This is a genomic window from Kiloniella sp. (assembly GCF_965205715.1).
Taxonomy (GTDB): domain Bacteria; phylum Pseudomonadota; class Alphaproteobacteria; order Kiloniellales; family Kiloniellaceae; genus Kiloniella.
Map to the genome: position 1 here is coordinate 959,954 of NZ_CBDBHW010000013.1, position 17,545 is coordinate 977,498.

Sequence of the window (17,545 nt, forward strand, 5' to 3'; positions counted from 1 at the left end):
AATGGCAGCTAAGCTTTATATCCGCCCTTTACAGGCTTCCAATGGTAATTCGTCAATTGGTAAGGCAGTTATTTTCCTCGGAGGTCCTGCGCGTTATTCGGCTGCTGAAGTAACCATTCGATCCTCAACAGGGGATATCGAAGAGCGTCATGTTCTGCCAACCAGTGAGATCTTGTCATGGTTAGAAACAAGTCGACCGGATTTTAAAGAAGCCGCATCAGGGATACTTGCCAAGCTAAGCGAACCACGTGCCTCTTTTGCCGGATTGGACATGAGTCAAGCTCATGTGATGGGCGTTATCAATGTGACCCCGGATTCTTTTTCCGACGGGGGAGATCGTTACGACGCGTCCAATGCGGTGGAAGATGGCCTACGAATGGTGGAGCAAGGAGCAACGATCCTTGATGTCGGGGGAGAGTCCACGCGTCCAGGGGCTGAGCCTGTTTCGTTGGATGAAGAGCTGCGTAGGGTAATCCCGGTTGTGCACAAGCTCTCGCAAGCCGGAGCATTGGTATCTATTGATACGCGGCATGCAAAGGTAATGACCGAAGCAGTTGCTGCAGGTGCGGGGGTCATAAATGACGTCACCGCTTTGCAGGGAGATGAGGGGAGTTTAGAAGCTGCGGCAGCGGCAAAGGTTCCTGTAATCCTCATGCATATGCAGGGCACCCCTGAAACAATGCAAAGCAACCCAACCTACCAGGATGTTGCGTTAGATATATACGATTTTCTCGAACAGCGTGTCGCTGCGTGTGAAGCTGCGGGTATTCCTCGAAATATGGTTGCCATTGATCCTGGAATTGGGTTTGGCAAGACAATTGACCATAACCTTCGGCTATTGGATACCCTGTCACTTTTCCATGGAACTGGTTGTCCTGTATTATTAGGTGTCAGCCGTAAGGGATTTATTGGTAAACTGTCCGGCGCGGTAGAACCAAAAGATCGCGTTGCAGGTTCTATCGCCTGTGCATTGGCTGGATTGCAACGCGGGATACAAATGTACCGTGTTCATGATGTCGCCGAAACGTCACAGGCCTTTGTGATTTCGCGGGCTATTTTGAACGCAGCAATCGTATAGTTGTTTTCGTTAATGATACGCATTGTTGCCGCATTTTGCCTGTTAGATGATGGTGATTTTCATTTAGTATGAAGTCGAATTTAAATACTAATTGTTTTTTACAAGTGAAGAACAATTCGGAAATTGGAGACCGAGAATAAAATGAGCCGTAAGTATTTTGGTACCGATGGTATTCGTGGAAAAGCAAATGTAGCCCCGGTTACTGCCGAGATCGCCTTGGCTGTTGCCAAAGCAGCTGGTGCCCATTTTCTTCGAGGTAATCACCGTCATACCGTGGTCATCGGCAAAGATACACGTCTTTCCGGTTATTTGCTTGAACCTGCTCTGACAGCTGGCTTTATTTCCGTGGGTATGGATGTGGTTCTTCTTGGTCCCATTCCAACCCCTGCCGTTGGTATGTTAACCCGTTCTATGCGGGCTGATATGGGGGTGATGATTTCTGCTTCTCACAATCCTTACGAAGACAATGGTATCAAGTTGTTTGGTCCAGACGGATTTAAGTTGTCTGACGATGTTGAGATGGAAATCGAACAACGTTTGCAAGATAATAAAGACATACCCTTGGCAACAAGTGCCAAACTCGGACGAGCAACTCGGCTCGAAGGGGCTATGGGGCGCTATATTGAGTTTGTCAAAAACACCTTCCCAAAAGACTTACGCCTTGATGGTCTTAAAATCGTTATCGATTGTGCTAATGGTGCAGCTTATAAAGTTGCCCCAACCGTTCTCTATGAGCTCGGGGCGACTGTCATTCCCGTGGCTGTGACGCCGGATGGATTTAACATTAATAAGGATTGTGGAGCGACTGCGACCACCCTTATGCAAGAAGCTGTTGTTGCTCACGGTGCGGATATTGGTATCGCCCTTGATGGCGATGCCGATCGCTTGATTCTGGCTGATGAGCACGGTCAGATTGTCGATGGTGATCAGGTCATGGCTCTGATAGCGAAAACTCTCCAAAGCAGAGGGTTGTTAAGCGGTGGTGGTGTGGTTGCAACAGTGATGTCAAACATGGGGCTTGAGAACTATCTCAATGACATCGGCCTTGATTTGATTAGGACTCCTGTGGGTGACCGCTATGTTGTTCAGACTATGCGTGAGCAGGGATACAACCTGGGTGGGGAGCAATCCGGCCATATGGTGATGAGCGACTATACCACAACGGGTGATGGACTTATTGCAGCTTTACAGGTTTTGGTCGCACTTATCCGGGCAGACAAACCTGCAAGTGAGGTCGTGCGCGGGTTCTCTCCACTTCCTCAGTTACTTCAGAATGTCCGCATTAACAGCGGTGTACCCTTGGATGATGTACTGGCACTTCCAGTCGTCAAAGAAGCTATTCAGGCCGGTGAAGCACAGCTCAATGGTACAGGTAGAGTACTTATTCGCAAGTCAGGAACCGAACCTTTAATCCGTGTCATGGCGGAAGGTGAAGATTCCAAGTTAGTGAATTCTGTCGTCTCAGAGATTTCCGAGACGATTAGTAGTGCCAGTTAACAGAATTTATGATCCGATGAGGGGAAGCTAGAATACAGAGCTTCCCACATCTGGACCCTTTCGTAGGATCTCAGCAAGAATTTCCAGACCACGGATAAGTTTTTCATCGGTGTCTGGCTGACCAAGACAAATGCGCACGGCATGAGGTGGCGCCTTGCGCCCTACGATAAAGGCTTCTGAAGCTGATATTGTCACGCCGGCGCGTCCCGCAGCATGGGTGAATTGACTGGATCGCCAAGGAGCTGGCAGGTAAAGCCAGACATATATGCCCAGGGTTTCACTTTCCATCTCGTAGTCAGCAAAGATTTTACGAGCAATTTCTACACGGCGACGTGCACTTTCTTTTCTGCCTTCTAGGATACGATCTGAAGCGCCACTCATAATCCACCGTGTGGCAATTTCAGCCGTGATGGGGGAGGCCATCCAGCAAGTTGCTCGGACAGCAGCAATCAGGCTCGCGGTACTGTGTTGTGGGCCCGTTAAATAACCAACACGTAAGCCTGGTGCGATGGTCTTTGCCAAAGAGCTGATATAATAACAGCGTTCAGGTGCCATATTTGTGATCGGTGGCAGAGCATTTTCAACAACAAGTCCAAAGACATCATCCTCGATAATGGAAACCCGGTAACGCCGGGCTATATCGGCTATGGCCTGGCGGCGCTCCATGGGAAGAAGGCGCGTTGTCGGGTTTTGGAAATTCGGAACACAATAGAGAAATTTTACATCTCCTGCCTTGCAAGCTTCTTCAAAAGCTTCTGGCAGAATGCCGTGCTTGTCCATTTCCAAACCGTCGAGCCTGAGACCAAGCATGCGGCAGACAGACTGGATCCCCGGATAGGTCATTTCCTCGCAGAGAACGCGGTCCCCAGGGCGGGCAATGGCTGCCATGGTGACGGCAATGGCATGGTGTGCACCGGCCGTCAGAATAACGTGGTCAGGATCTATGGTAAGGCCATTTAGCTCAAACCAATGTGCCCCAGCTTCACGGTGATGGGGCAGGCCTGAATGGGGCTGGTAACTCAAAAGAGTGGATATCTCTGCATCGGCAGCAATTGTTTGTAGCGTAGATGCCATTTCTTTTTCTTCAACACCCCCCGGAGGTGGGTAGGCAAAATCCATCAAGATCAGGTTTTGGTCAACGAATCTCGATTGGTTGAGCATATGACGCTCTGCAGGAGAGGGGCCATGAACAAATGTACCACGCCCAACTTCCCCAAAAGTCAGTCCTCTGCGTTCAGCTTCAGCATAGGCACGGCTGACGGTGCCGACTGTTACACCGAGGTGCCAGGACAGGTCTCTGTGGGTCGGCAGGCGGTCGCCCTGTTGCAGGAAACCGTTGCGGATATCTTCTGCCAGGGCATCGGCGATTGCCATATAGCGAGGGCCAGAGCCGAATTTTACTTTTGGGAGCCAATTTGTCATGGTGACAATGTAATCATTGACCCCCTATTGTATCAAGCATTAACTAGGACAATGAGTGCAATATTTGGTGCTAATATGGTGTCAAATGTTGAAATTCGTTTTAAAACATGTGGTTACCTTCGTTTGAGATCTTTGGAATCCACAAGTGCGAAACGAGTCTTGGATGGTGGCCCGGAGGATACAATGTCACGAGAACTTCTAAATAATGCTTTTCAAAGAGGCGATCGTTATCTCTCAGAGATTGATGAACGCCGGGTTTTTCCCGATAAAACCGCGATATCTGCCTTGTCTGGATTTGATGAACCGCTGTCTCAAAAAGGTGAAGAGCCAAGTAAGGTTCTCGAGATGTTGGATGAATTGGGCTCCCCTGCAACAGTAGCTTCGGCTGGGAGTCGCTATTTCGGATTTGTTGTTGGCGGTAGTTTACCAGTTACGGTGGGTGCCAATTGGATGGCAACGGCGTGGGATCAGGTTGCGTCTTCGGCGGTGACGTCTCCAGTGGCTGACAAAATTGAGAAAGTTACGACTGGCTGGTTATTAGATGTCCTGGATCTGCCGAGGGAATCAGCGGTTGGGTATGTCACTGGTGCGACGATGGCGACATTTACGGCGCTGGCTGCCGCGCGACACAAATTGTTACGGGGTAAAGGATGGAATGTTGAGGCCGATGGTCTTTTTGGTGCCCCGGAAATCAAAGTTATTGTTAGCGAGGAAGTTCACGTTACGGCCTTGAAGGCTCTTTCGATGCTCGGAATGGGTAAGGAGAGAGTTATCCGTGTTCCAACGGATAAAAATGGGGCCATGGATATCACTCAGTTACCCGAGCTAGATGATTGTACGATTATCTGCACCCAGGCGGGAAATGTGAACAGTGGGGCATTTGATCCAATTGCAGCGATTTGTAATCGCGCCAATAAGGTCGGCGCCTGGGTTCATGTTGATGGGGCCTTTGGTCTTTGGGCAAGAGCTTCCCGCACGCGGTCATATCTTGCCGAGGGCATAGAAAAGGCGAGTTCATGGGCGACTGATGGTCATAAATGGCTAAATACGCCTTATGATGGGGCCATGGTCATTTGCCGCGACGAAGAGGCGCTTTACAATTCCATGTCCGTAGCCGCGGCCTATTTGCGGGAAATTGAAACTGCAGCCCAGAATTATATGCCTGAATTTTCAAAACGGGCCCGTGGGATCGAAATATGGGCGGCGTTAAAGTTCCTTGGTCGCGATGGCGTAGACAATCTCATTTCTGGATGCTGTGACTTGGCAACTTATTTTGCAGCTGGTCTGGAAGAGCTTGGTCTTAGCGTACTTAATGATGTTGTTATTAATCAGATTGTCGTTAGTTGGGACAATGCTGATAAGACAGAAAGTTTAATGCAAGCCGTACAGCAAGAAGGCACGTGTTGGTTTGGTCCGACCATCTGGAAAGGTCACAATGCTTTTCGTTTATCTGTTTCATCCTGGAAAATAGAAAAGAAAGATATTGATCTTTCTTTACAGGCAATCGGTAATGCGATGAAAAGTATTGAGAATTAACAAGCAGTCGAGATGAAAATGGAAATAGCTCTTTATCAAGTTGACGCCTTTACGGATGAAGTTTTTAAAGGAAACCCTGCTGCGGTATGCCCGCTAGACGCCTGGCTTCCCGATGATGTCCTTTATCAGATCGCTGCGGAAAACAATCTTTCAGAAACCGCTTTTTTTGTCGCTGAAGGAGAGGGCTATCATCTTCGTTGGTTTACGCCGACAACAGAAGTAGATCTCTGTGGTCACGCTACTCTTGCGACCTCTCATGTAATCGCAACCGAGTTGTCTCCTGGAACCAAGAGCATTCTGTTTAGATCCAAGAGTGGCGAGCTAACTGTTACTTGTGATAACGGGAAATACACACTCGATTTTCCCGCCCGACCTCCTGTGCCTTTTGACGCAGTGGATATGGTTGAAGATAGTATCGGCGTGCGGCCTCAAGCGACATACAAATCCAGTAAGCTTATGGCTGTGATCGAAAGTGAAGAAGCTGTTCTCGCTGTAGAGCCCAACTTTGATAAAGTAGAAGCGCTTCCGGGTGACGGTTTGGTCATTACTTCCAGAAGTGAGAACTACGACTACGTGGCGAGGTATTTTGGCCCTCATTGCGGTATCCCAGAAGATCCGGTGACGGGATCTGCTCATGTGGTGACTGTTCCTTATTGGAAAGAGCAACTAGGCAAAAGAGAAATGATTGCCAAGCAAATATCCAAGCGTGGGGGTGTCCTTTGGCTTGAAGACCGGGATGATCGGGTATTGTTAACCGGGAACGCGGTTCTTTATCTCAAGGGAACAATATTTATTTGATTTCGTTATCTCGTAGCGAAAAAAAGAGCCCCATACCGGGGCTCTTTTTTATATCTGATGTTATGGATTATAACGGCCAGATCCACAGTATTAGGGGAACGGATACCAGAAGGATCAGGATATCCAGTGGTAACCCCATGCGCCAATAATCGCCGAACTTATAGCCACCAGGTCCCATGACCAACAGATTGGATTGATGTCCAATGGGGGTGAGATAGGTTGAAGAGCTCCCAATCGCGACGGCGATGAGGAAAGTATCGATGTTTACGCCTAGGCCATTTGCGATGGAAATGCCGATTGGTGCCATGAGCACTGCTGTTGCAGCGTTATTCATTACATCTGAGAGCATCATCGTAATAAATATAAGAAGCCCGAGGATTGCCCATATCGGGACGAGATCGCTTAGGCCAACGAGAGGCGAGGCTATTAGGGCCGTTCCTCCTGTTGATTCGAGGGCGAGGCCGACAGGTATCATTGCACCCAATAGGACAATAATTGACCAGTCGATTGATTCGTATAGTTCTTTTAAATTTAGTTCTCCAAGAAGAACCATGGTGCCGACAGCACCAAGGAAAGAAATTTGCGGGGGGAGAATGCCAAAGGCAACCAATGCAATTGCTATCGCAAATAAACCAGGGGCGATTATTGAGCCTCTTTTAGGGATGAGTGAGAGTTCTCTTTCGGCAAGAGGTAGTAAGCCAAGAGAGGCTAAAGCTTCAGGCATTTCTTCTCTGATACCCTGGATGAGAAGGACATCCCCAGCCATGAAACGAACCCGGCCAATGCGTTCGTTTACCGGCTGGCCCTGGCGGGCAACGCCGAGGGTATTAATGCCATGGTGGGTATGGAGCTGCATGTTGTGGGCTGTGCGGCCCTCAAGTCGTGATCCTGGTGTTACCACGGCTTCTAATATACCGACACGATCAGACTGCAAGGCGTGTGAGCTGTCGCCAGCAGATCCAATAATTTCTAAATTAGCTTCATCAACGACTTTTTGAAGGGTATCTGTATCTGCCTCAAGTGTCAGGATGTCGTCTTCTTTTAGGCGCATGTAACCTGATGGAGCAAGCATGCGGTCTTCTCTTCGGACCAAGGCGACTACGGCGACATTACCCTGTGCCAAGGTTTCAAGATCCACGAGCCGGTGACCAATATAAGGAGAGTTTTCTGGGATTCGAACGTCTGCAATATAGTCTTCAATCTGAAAAAGACTTTCGCTTTCACTATTGCTGACCATACGTTTGGGTAAAATGCGCCAGCCGACGAGCGATATAAAGGCTATACCTGTAAGAGCAACACCGAGCCCCACAGGCAGGAAATCAAACATAGCAAAGCTTTGCCCGGTTTCGGCCTGTCTGAAACTGGAGATAATGATGTTCGGGGGGGTGCCGATTAACGTGGTTAAGCCGCCGAGTAAGGAACCAAAGCTTAAGGGCATAAGGACTTCACTGGTTGGGCGCTTACTGTTGTAGGCGCTGCCAATTGCAATCGGCAGCATCAGAGCAAGGGCGCCAACGTTGTTCATGAAGGCGGAGCAAATGGCGACAAGACTGGTTAAGGCCAGAATATGGAGGGTTGGATTCCCTGCTGCGGGTTCCAAAAACCGAGTCGCGAGTTCAACTATCCCGGAATTGCGTAATGCCTGAGAGATAATAAGGACTGCAGCCACAGTAATGACCGCCGGGTGCCCAAAGCCTAAAAAGGCATCGTCAGCCGGAACAACTCCAAGAATAACTGCGCCGATGAGTGCCATCATCGCAACGACGTCGTACCTTATTTTCCCCCATATAAATAGAATCAATGCGAGGCCAATAATGGCAAAAACGATAATCTGATCGGTATACATCCCCACCTAACTTTGCGAAGTTTTTTATTGTTAAGCGCTGTTTATCATCTGTGAAAATATTCTGCTTTGCCCTTCACTACAATGCTGTGCTTATGCAAAAAGTTCATTTCTGTTAAAAACAGGGCAAAATAAGCAAGGATTTTGCGGTGCAATATGTTTATAGTGCAGGCGCGACCTGAAAAAGTCGGTTTGCGACCCTGAAATATGGGTGGATATTGTAGTGCAGCCAAAAGAGCTGCCATACTGGAGTTACGTGTCCAATGAATGAAAAACCTAGTGAACGTCCCTTAAATCCAAGATTCTCTTCCGGGCCTTGTGCAAAGCGCCCTGGTTGGTCTTTGGATTCACTAGGCTCTTGCTGGCATGGTCGATCTCATCGCGCAAAAGGCGGTAAAGCCAAACTCGCACAAGTGATCGAACAGTCACGCAAAATCCTTGGTATCCCTGAAGACTACCGTGTTGGAATCGTCCCAGCTTCCGACACCGGTGCCGTTGAAATGGCACTTTGGTCTCTCTTGGGGCCACGGGGAGTTGATATGCTGTCATGGGAAAGTTTCGGTAAAGGTTGGGTCACTGATGTGATCAAACAATTGAAACTCGATGACGTCCGTACTTTTGAAGCTGACTATGGAAAGCTTCCTGATTTGTCTCAGGTTTCCTGGGATCGTGATGTGGTCTTTACCTGGAATGGTACGACCTCTGGTGTTCGTGTGCCTAATGGAGAGTGGATCAATTCTGATCGTGCGGGACTCTCTATCTGTGATGCGACTTCAGCAGCTTTCGCGATGCCATTGCCGTGGGATAAGCTCGATGTCACGACCTGGTCTTGGCAAAAGGTTCTCGGTGGTGAAGCTGCTCATGGTATGATTGCTTTGAGTCCGCGCGCTGTTGAGCGCCTTGAAAATCACGAGCCTGCCTGGCCGATGCCAAAAATCTTTCGCCTGACAAAAGGGGGGAAGCTCAACGAATCGATCTTTAAAGGCGCGACGATCAATACGCCGTCGATGATTTGTGTTGAGGATGCTCTGGATTCTTTGAATTGGGCCGAATCTGTTGGTGGTCTCGAAGGTCTTGTTGGCCGGTGTAATGCCAACTTGGCAGCAATTGCCAACTGGGTTGCCAAAAGCGATTGGGCTGCTTTTCTCGCGGAAGGTACATCGACGTGTTCAACAACATCGATATGTCTGAAAGTGAAAGCGGGATGGTTTGAAGCCTTGTCTGCGGATGATCAAGCAAAAGCGGCTAAGGCGCTGGCTTCCAAAATGGAAGACGAGAACGTAGCCCTTGATATCGGTGCTTACCGGGATGCGCCTGCTGGTCTTCGGATCTGGGGTGGCGCAACAGTTGAGACATCAGACATAGAACTACTTCTGCCTTGGTTAGATTGGGCAATCGAAGAAGTACGTGCGGAATTCGAATAGAGTTGGAAAAATGGTAAAAGTACTTATTAGCGATAAACTAAGTCCGAAAGCTGCGGACATCTTTCGTAACCGTGGTATCGAAGTCGATACCAAGGTTGGCCTTACACCTGAAGAACTGATCAGCATCATTGGTGATTATGATGGTCTTGCAATCCGTTCTGCAACAAAAGTCACACCAGAAGTTCTCGAAGCCGCAACCAATCTAAAAGTTGTTGGCCGTGCGGGCATCGGGGTCGATAACGTAAATATTGACGCTGCATCCGGTAAGGGCGTGGTTGTTATGAACACACCACACGGTAACTCCATCACCACAGCAGAGCACGCGATTGCAATGATGTTTGCTGCGGCGCGCCAAATTCCAGAAGCGAATGCATCTACTCAGGCCGGTAAGTGGGAAAAATCTCGCTTTATGGGGTCTGAGCTTAACGCCAAGACTCTTGGCGTTATTGGGTGCGGAAATATCGGCGCGATTGTAGTTGATCGGGCTCAAGGTCTGAAGATGAAGGTGGTTGCATTTGACCCGTTCCTTTCTCCTGAGCGGGCCAATGACCTAGGTGTGGAAAAAGTTGAGTTGGACGAGCTTCTCGCCCGGGCTGACTTTATCACATTGCATGTCCCCTTAACGGATCAAACCCGTGGCATTATCAATGCTGATGCGATTGCGAAAACCAAGAAGGGTGTTCGTATCATTAACTGTGCCCGTGGTGGTCTTGTTGTTGAGGCTGATCTGAAAGTAGCTCTTGAAAGTGGTCATGTCGCTGGTGCTGCCAGTGATGTGTTCGAAGTTGAACCTGCCAAGGACTCTGTTTTATTCGGTGCGCCGAATTTTGTGGCAACCCCTCACCTCGGAGCTTCTACAGCGGAAGCACAGGAAAATGTTGCGCTTCAGGTTGCAGAGCAACTTTCTGATTACCTGCTGACAGGCGCGGTTACCAATGCGCTTAATATGCCGTCTTTGACTGCAGAGGAATCCAATAGACTTCAGCCTTATATGACATTGTCCCAACAATTGGGCAGCTTTGCTGGTCAGTTGACGCGTACGGGTCTTAAGGCAATCAAAATTGATTATGAAGGCTCCGTTGCATCACTGAACTGTCGTCCTTTGACCCAGACAATTGTGGCCAGTCTTCTGGCCCCAATTATGGATTCTGTGAATGTGGTGAGTGCGCCTGTAATTGCCCGCGAGCGGAATATTGACGTGAGTGAAGCCAAGCATGAGCGTGATTGTGACTTCCAGACTTTAATCCGGTTAACCGTTACCACTGAACAGGGTGAGCGGTCTGTTGCGGGAACTCTTTTTGGGGGTAAACGTCCCCGTCTCGTCAACATCAAAGGAATTGAGATCGAAGCTGAACTTGGAAAACACATGCTTTACCTCACCAACGAAGATTCCCCAGGTTACATTGGGGCCTTGGGTATGCAGTTGGGTGAAGCAGGGGTGAATATTGCAACCTTCCATCTCGGGCGTACTGCGCCAGGACAAGATGCAATCGCCTTGATCGAGCTTGATAGTCCTCTTGATGCCGCGCAGATCGAAAAAGTTAAACAGCTGCCTCAAACCAAACAGGTAGCCCAGCTTAACTTCTAGATTAAGCTTTGAATTGAAAAGAGGGCCGTTGGTTTATTCCGCGGCCCTTTTTCTGTAGGGAAAAGATTCATTAAAAACCTTACGTTTAGCTCGAAATTTACAATTATTCGGCAAAAAATCAGGGAATCTGGTTGCTCTGCGGAGGTAAAACCTGTAGTCAATCACCGAAAGAGCCCAAGGTTCGGACTTCCGGTCATTGTAGGTTTTTTCGCATCGTAATGAGCTTAAAACCGACCCGGAACGCAGACTATGAAAAAGAATGGGAACCAGGCTTTATTGCCAGCTGGCTTACAGGATTTATTAATGCCTGCTGCCGCGCATGAAGCTGAAGTCGTACGCCGCCTAATCGACTGCTTTTCTTCCGAAGGATATGACCGCATCAAACCTCCTCTGTTGGAGTTTGAGAACGCTTTGTTATCGGGTGCAGGTGAGACCCTTTCTGATCAAATTTTCCGTCTAATGGATCCTTCCAGTCATCGTATGATGGGTGTTCGGGCTGATATTACACCTCAGATTGCGCGTATAGCTGCATCCCGTCTACAAAATGCACCGCGCCCACTGCGTCTTTGTTATGGCGGGGACGTCCTTCAGGTTACGGGCAGCCAGCTTCGCCCAGAACGTCAGTTTACCCAGGTTGGTGGTGAGCTAATTGGCGTTACCGAAGACGCTGCAGATGCTGAAGTCATTCTGGCTGCCGTTTCTGCGCTTGAAAATGTTGGCGTGAAAGACCTCAGTGTAGATATCAATCTACCAACGCTAGTTCCTGCTATCGCACATGAACTTGGAATTGATAAAGATGCTGCTCTTGAATTGAGGGTCGCCCTTGATCGTAAGGATGCAGCCGAAGTTGAAAAACTCGCAGGTGAAAACGCCGGGTATTTTCTAAAGCTCCTTAATGCTGCAGGTACGGCACAAGAGGTTTTGGACTACGCTAAAAATCTGGATTTTTCCGGAACGGCCAGCCGTGAGTTTGAGCGCCTTGTAACCGTTGTTAATTTAGTATCAAAGGCTGCGCCTGACTTAACCGTTACCCTCGATCTTGTTGAGCACCGTGGTTTTGAATATCACACAGGTACCAGCTTTATCTTCTTTGCAAAGGGTGTACGTGGGGAATTGGGGCGCGGCGGACGTTATGATTCTGTCAGCGTTGATAATGTTACAGAGCCTGCAACTGGCTTTACGCTCTTCATGGATACTGTACTTCGAGCCCTTCCGAAACCTAAGGTCGCTCGCCGAATATTCCTTCCTTTTGGAACACGGCGAGAAGAAGGGACTGCCTTGCGTGCGCAAGGTTGGGTAACTATTGCTGGCCTAGAGCAAGCTGAGAATGATCGCGCGGAAGCGCTGCGTTTGTCCTGTAGTCATCTCCTTGAAGATGATCACATACACGAGTTAGGAAATAACTGACATGTCTAATGTTGCTGTCGTCGGCTCCCAGTGGGGAGATGAAGGTAAAGGTAAAATCGTTGACTGGCTATCCGAACGTGCGGATGTCGTCGTTCGATTCCAAGGTGGCCATAATGCTGGTCATACTCTGGTAATTGATGGCGAGGTTTACAAACTTTCCCTTCTTCCATCTGGTATTGTTCGCAAGGGCAAAATGTCCATTATTGGCAATGGTGTTGTTGTCGATCCCTGGGCATTGTTGTCTGAAATTGAGCGTCTGCAAGAACAGGGCGTTGCGATTACGTCTGACAATCTCAAAATTTCTGAGAATGCCGCTTTGATCCTGCCAATTCACGGTGAAGTTGATCGGGCCCGCGAACTCGCTGCTAAAGGTGAAGCCAAAATAGGAACCACAGGTCGTGGCATCGGCCCTGCTTATGAAGATAAAGTAGGACGCCGTGCTATTCGTATTTGTGATCTGGCTGACGAGGACTTCCTTCGCGAGCGTGTTGAAGGTCTTCTCCTCCACCATAACGCTTTGCTTCGTGGCCTCAAACAGCCCGAAATCAATGGTGATGGCCTGGTAGAAAAACTTATGGAGATCGCTCCCAAAATCCTTCCATTCGTTGATGTTGTTTGGCAACGGCTTGACGAGTGCAGGAAGACAGACAAACGTGTACTTTTCGAAGGTGCACAGGGCGCTATGCTAGATGTTGACCACGGAACTTATCCCTTTGTCACGTCATCTAATACAATTTCTGGTCAAGCATCGGCTGGATCTGGTGTTGGGCCGAGTGCTGTTGGTTATGTCCTCGGCATTACCAAAGCCTATACGACCCGTGTTGGGTCAGGGCCTTTCCCTACCGAGCTCTTTGACGATGTTGGACAGCGTCTGGGTGAGCGCGGTCACGAGTTTGGTACAGTTACAGGTCGTCAACGTCGTTGTGGCTGGTTTGATGCGGTTATGGTTCGCCAAGCTTGTAAGGTTGGCGGTATCACAGGTATCGCTCTCACCAAACTTGATGTTCTTGATGGTTTTGAAGAACTTAAGGTTTGTGTCGGTTATCGTATCGATGGTGTCGAATATGATCACCTTCCTTCGTTACCGAGCAAACAGGCTAAAGTTGAGCCTATCTTTGAAATTCTTGAGGGGTGGAGTGAGACCACTTATGGCGCGCGTTCATGGGCTGATCTCCCTGCGACTGCCATTAAGTATATTCGCCGTATTGAAGAACTGATTGATGTGCCGGTGGCCTTGCTTTCTACAAGCCCGGAACGTGATGATACTATTTTGGTTCAGGATCCTTTCCATCCAAAATCATAAGACACTTATCCATAAGTTGTTTTAAAAGAGGCGCCGTCATTTTTCGGCGCCTTTTTTGTTGAAAAATGACGAGGTGTCTCTGATTTGAAATCTACTTTGCGAGAAGATGAATGGGGAAAAGTTTTTCCGACGGCCTTCTCTTTTCTATAAGTTTTGTTAACTATATTTTTTATGTTTGGCTGTTATAGCTAAAAACAGCTAATTACGAATAAGGTTTGAGAGGGCCGGGGGCCTGTTCTCAGGTAGAGGAAAGTATGCCTGCTTATCTTAGAGAAATTGCCAACGAACTGGCTCATCTTCAACAGCCCGTTGATTTTGATAAGCGCTTTAGATTAACGCCTTCAGAGCGCTTGCCAGAACTCCAGTCACCGGGAACTCTAGCGATAGGTGTCGCGAGCCTTAAGAGTGACGGAAGGTCGCTTTTTGCTTTGGTTTGCCAGAAAGAAGCGGCACCTAGATTTTCAATGATCCGCTTGATGAATCGCATCAATTGTTCGGCGATGGTCACACCTTTGGCATCCGGGACGATCATTTTTCCAGATGACAATGTTCGCCGGTTTGTGATCATATACGACCGCCCTAGCGGGAATCGTTTGGTCCAGCAGTACGGACAGCCTGTGTCGAAAATGGGCGAAGAAGAAATCCTTACTGGTGTTATCCATAACTTACTCCCTGCATTTAGAGAGCTTTCTACTCGTACTCTTATGCATCGGGCAATTCGGCCAGATAATGTTTATATAACGTCAGACGGCCGGGCGACCCTTGGAGAATGTCTTTCACCCCCTGCCGCCTACGCACAACCGGTCCTTTATGGCACTTCTCCGCTTTGTTGAGTAGATTTAGGATTTCAAATAGAGCATAGATTGATTATCTGGAATGGATGATTGTCTAATTTTGAGTTTGAAGTATTCGGTATCCTTGATGCCTCTGGCTCGCTTACGGATCATTCCTATACTGACATTACCAGCCTCTATCCTGGCGCTTGTGAGCTTGTGTTTGGCGTAGTTGCAGATGCCCACACAATGTTTCCGTAGGGATTTCGCGAACTTTTTTAGATAGAGCATCTGTGACTGATCTGCTATCAGGCACCAACGTTCCAGTTGCTCCGCCATCGCCTCAAATGAAGCGGCACTCCACAGCAGCTGAAGCTGTTCTTTCAAGACGTAAAGTGCATTCAGGTTGCTATTGCTCTCCAGCAACCTTTGCAGCTTGTCACTTTGTTTTTCACTCAACTTATCCGCATTTTTGAGCAACAGATAATGTGTCCCTTTCATCAACTCTTTACCACTTGGATCGGCCTTTCTGAACTCAAGTCGACGCTGATTATGGATAGCTTTGCTGTAGTTTTTCATGACGTGGAAACGGTCAAATACTATGTCGGCCAACGGCAAGGACTCTCTGACAGCCTTTTGGTAGGCAGGCCCCATATCCATCGCTACGGCCTTTATTTTGCAGGCTGTATCTGGTTGCAGTTGTTTCAAAAACCTTGAAAAAACCTCGGCAGTTCGGCCTGCTTCAACCCAGATCAGATGACCGCCAACCATATCGTAGACCACCGTCATGTAGTCATGACCTTTCGCCCGGGCAACTTCATCTACACCAATATATTCCAAGCCAGTTAGCTCTGCAGGATCAAGCGTAGGGAGAGTTTCAATAAGGTATGCCCTGTCGATATTCTTGACCGTTTCCCATCGTATATCCAAATGTCTGGAAACCGCTTGAATAGACATATGCCGACATAATCCACTGATCAGTCGGCAAAATCGGTGAGTGAAACGGCACCCTTTATCAACAAAATCACACCCCTCAATGCGGCGTTCGCCCTTGTTAATATAAACCTGCGCCAGCTCAATCTCGACCACACAAGGATACCCAAAAAGGGGGATGTCGTTTACTTGTCGGCGGACATGCTGGTTGATGCTTCCCTTCTGGCCTGTAGCAGGGTCTATAGCCCTCCTACGCGCGTCTCGGCTGCAGTGAATGACAATCTTAACACCGCCGTCATCCAGTTTAATTTCATTTACACGTTGCCCTTTGAGGCCTAAAATATGCTGCGAGATGTTGATTGTCATATACCTGCTCTATGTAAAGTTATCAGAAACCATACATATCAACAGGTTACTTGGCGGTCGGCATCTTTTTCTACTCAACAAAGCGGAGAAGAGCCTCCTTTATGAACCCATTGATTCTGGTATGGCTAATCCTTCTGGGCGCGGGGATGGTGGCGTTCTGGATGATTTCTACGCATTCGGGGTTTTGATCGCTGAGCTTGCCATGGGTGGAACCCTACTTAATAACCATAGCGATGATGATATTGTTGAGGCCAAAATAAAACTGGGTTCTTACGGAGCCCTGTTGGGACAAACCCGTGTCCCCTTAAAGTTTATGGAGCCTTTGAGAGGGTTGCTTAGTGATGATGCCTATGAGCGTTGGACGATGTCTGATCTTGATATGTGGGCGAACGGCCGTCATTTAAGTCCCAAGCAAGTTCCATTGCCGCAAAAGGCAGTTAGATCGTTTTCTTTTGTCGGAAAAGAGCATCACACAGCCCCAGCCCTGGCAAATGGGATGCGTATGCACTGGGAGGAAAGTAAAAAACTTATATCTTCTGATCAGTTGGATGCCTGGGTTCGGCGCGCGCTATCAAATGACGATATGGGTGATTTAATTGTTCTTGCTGAACGAACGTCTCATGCGCTTGCGAGTACAGGGTCTGGAGATGATAGGGCTGTTTCAGTATCCATTATGGCGTTAGATCCTTCGGCACCCATTATATACAAGGACACATCGGTGAGAGTTGATGCGGTTGCACAATCCCTGGCAATAGATTTTTTTGTTCCTAATAAGGTTGAGCAAATTCTGGATATCATCCGGATGAAGTTGTCACAGGCATGGGTGTCCTCTCAAACACGGACCAAACCAGAGTTTGTTGCGATCGTGAAACAGATTGAATCCCTGGGGCAAAATGTTCAAAGCATGCTACCGGGTTATGGGATGGAACGAACCGTGTACTCTGGAAATGAGGGGTGGCCTTGCCAATCACCACTGCTAGGTGAAAATTACATCGATGATTTAAAAGACCTTCTCCCGGCCTTGGAGAATATGGTTGCATCTGGTCGTATAGAAGGGGCACCCGTTGACCGTCACCTCCTCGCTTTTGGTATGAACCACTTGCGCGGTAATTTCGATACTTTATTGAAACGTTTTGAAGATCCCTTTGAGCGAGATACTTACAACCGTGCGTCTTTAAGATTTCTTTCTGATTTACAAAAACAATTTGGCCCTTCAAGTCTACCTGCTTTATCTGCACATATGGCGGACCTGTTAATTGATGCTGTTGAAGATTTTCATAATACAGCCTTCCGGCAGCAGTTAATAGAAGCCGTTGATAAAGCGAAGAAGGAAGGGAAACTGATAACCCTTCAATCGATTTTAGACAATTCTCAAATCCAGGGCCAAGACAAAGCTGGGTTTGATCAAGCGCAAGCCATTTTTGCTAATCTAGAGGCTCAGGCCACCTGGTTAGAAAAGGGCGGACTTGTCTCTGAACAAAACGTTCGTGCCGTCAGCAATAAGACTTCGGCGGTTATTTCCGGGGTTTGTTCTGGCCTGGCGTTAGTACTTATGACGATAACTTGGGTGTTATAGG

General features: G+C 48.3%; 13 protein-coding genes. 10 read left to right on the forward strand and 3 right to left on the reverse strand.

All coding sequences use genetic code 11. The features are described 5' to 3' along the window. Position 1: 1 nt before the first annotated feature. Both folP and glmM read left to right on the forward strand, forming a co-directional pair. Positions 2–1,078 (forward strand): dihydropteroate synthase, encoded by a 1,077-nt coding sequence (gene folP, locus ACOGW3_RS15940; RefSeq protein WP_419903889.1) that lies wholly within the window; start codon positions 2–4, stop codon positions 1,076–1,078. Between the two features lie 141 nt (positions 1,079–1,219). Continuing rightward, entirely contained in the window at positions 1,220–2,575 is a 1,356-nt protein-coding gene (gene glmM / locus ACOGW3_RS15945; RefSeq protein ID WP_419903890.1) for a phosphoglucosamine mutase, read from the forward strand. A 27-nt stretch (positions 2,576–2,602) separates the two neighbouring features. Here the strand turns inward: glmM and ACOGW3_RS15950 are convergent, their stop codons facing one another. After that, the gene (locus ACOGW3_RS15950) at positions 2,603–3,997 is read right to left on the reverse strand and encodes a PLP-dependent aminotransferase family protein (protein WP_419903891.1); all 1,395 of its coding nucleotides are present in this window, start codon (positions 3,995–3,997) and stop codon (positions 2,603–2,605) included. Between the two features lie 183 nt (positions 3,998–4,180). On the opposite strand from ACOGW3_RS15950, the gene ACOGW3_RS15955 reads away from it, so the two are divergent. Both ACOGW3_RS15955 and ACOGW3_RS15960 read left to right on the forward strand, forming a co-directional pair. After that, on the forward strand, positions 4,181–5,533 hold the full coding sequence (locus tag ACOGW3_RS15955) for a pyridoxal phosphate-dependent decarboxylase family protein (RefSeq protein ID WP_419903892.1): 1,353 nt from the start codon (positions 4,181–4,183) through the stop codon (positions 5,531–5,533). An 18-nt stretch (positions 5,534–5,551) separates the two neighbouring features. Then, a complete protein-coding gene (locus ACOGW3_RS15960; RefSeq protein WP_419903893.1) occupies positions 5,552–6,331 on the forward strand; it encodes a PhzF family phenazine biosynthesis protein in 780 nt (259 codons plus the stop codon). Between the two features lie 67 nt (positions 6,332–6,398). On the opposite strand, the gene ACOGW3_RS15965 is transcribed toward ACOGW3_RS15960, so the two are convergent. Further along, complete coding sequence (locus tag ACOGW3_RS15965) at positions 6,399–8,177, reverse strand: SLC13 family permease (RefSeq protein ID WP_419903894.1); 1,779 nt, start codon at positions 8,175–8,177, stop codon at positions 6,399–6,401. Between the two features lie 260 nt (positions 8,178–8,437). On the opposite strand from ACOGW3_RS15965, the gene ACOGW3_RS15970 reads away from it, so the two are divergent. The 5 genes from ACOGW3_RS15970 to ACOGW3_RS15990 all read left to right on the forward strand — a co-directional run bounded on the left by ACOGW3_RS15970 (position 8,438) and on the right by ACOGW3_RS15990 (position 14,729). Next, entirely contained in the window at positions 8,438–9,598 is a 1,161-nt protein-coding gene (locus ACOGW3_RS15970; protein ID WP_419903895.1) for a phosphoserine transaminase, read from the forward strand. Positions 9,599–9,608: 10 nt separating this feature from the next. Continuing rightward, positions 9,609–11,186 carry a phosphoglycerate dehydrogenase gene (gene serA / locus ACOGW3_RS15975; RefSeq protein ID WP_419903896.1) on the forward strand — a complete coding sequence of 526 codons (1,578 nt, stop codon included), beginning with the start codon at positions 9,609–9,611 and terminating at the stop codon, positions 11,184–11,186. Between the two features lie 249 nt (positions 11,187–11,435). Beyond that, positions 11,436–12,593, forward strand: a complete 1,158-nt coding sequence (locus ACOGW3_RS15980; RefSeq protein ID WP_419903897.1) for an ATP phosphoribosyltransferase regulatory subunit — start codon at positions 11,436–11,438, stop codon at positions 12,591–12,593. Position 12,594: 1 nt separating this feature from the next. Then, a complete protein-coding gene (locus ACOGW3_RS15985) occupies positions 12,595–13,896 on the forward strand; it encodes an adenylosuccinate synthase (RefSeq protein ID WP_419903898.1) in 1,302 nt (433 codons plus the stop codon). Between the two features lie 254 nt (positions 13,897–14,150). Beyond that, positions 14,151–14,729 (forward strand): hypothetical protein, encoded by a 579-nt coding sequence (locus ACOGW3_RS15990; RefSeq protein ID WP_419903899.1) that lies wholly within the window; start codon positions 14,151–14,153, stop codon positions 14,727–14,729. A gap of 6 nt (positions 14,730–14,735) precedes the next feature. Here the strand turns inward: ACOGW3_RS15990 and ACOGW3_RS15995 are convergent, their stop codons facing one another. Further along, complete coding sequence (locus ACOGW3_RS15995; protein ID WP_419901077.1) at positions 14,736–15,968, reverse strand: ISL3 family transposase; 1,233 nt, start codon at positions 15,966–15,968, stop codon at positions 14,736–14,738. On the opposite strand from ACOGW3_RS15995, the gene ACOGW3_RS16000 reads away from it, so the two are divergent. Further along, positions 15,955–17,544, forward strand: a complete 1,590-nt coding sequence (locus ACOGW3_RS16000; RefSeq protein ID WP_419903900.1) for a hypothetical protein — start codon at positions 15,955–15,957, stop codon at positions 17,542–17,544. The two genes, ACOGW3_RS15995 and ACOGW3_RS16000, sit on opposite strands and share 14 nt — an antisense overlap. Position 17,545: the final 1 nt, after the last annotated feature.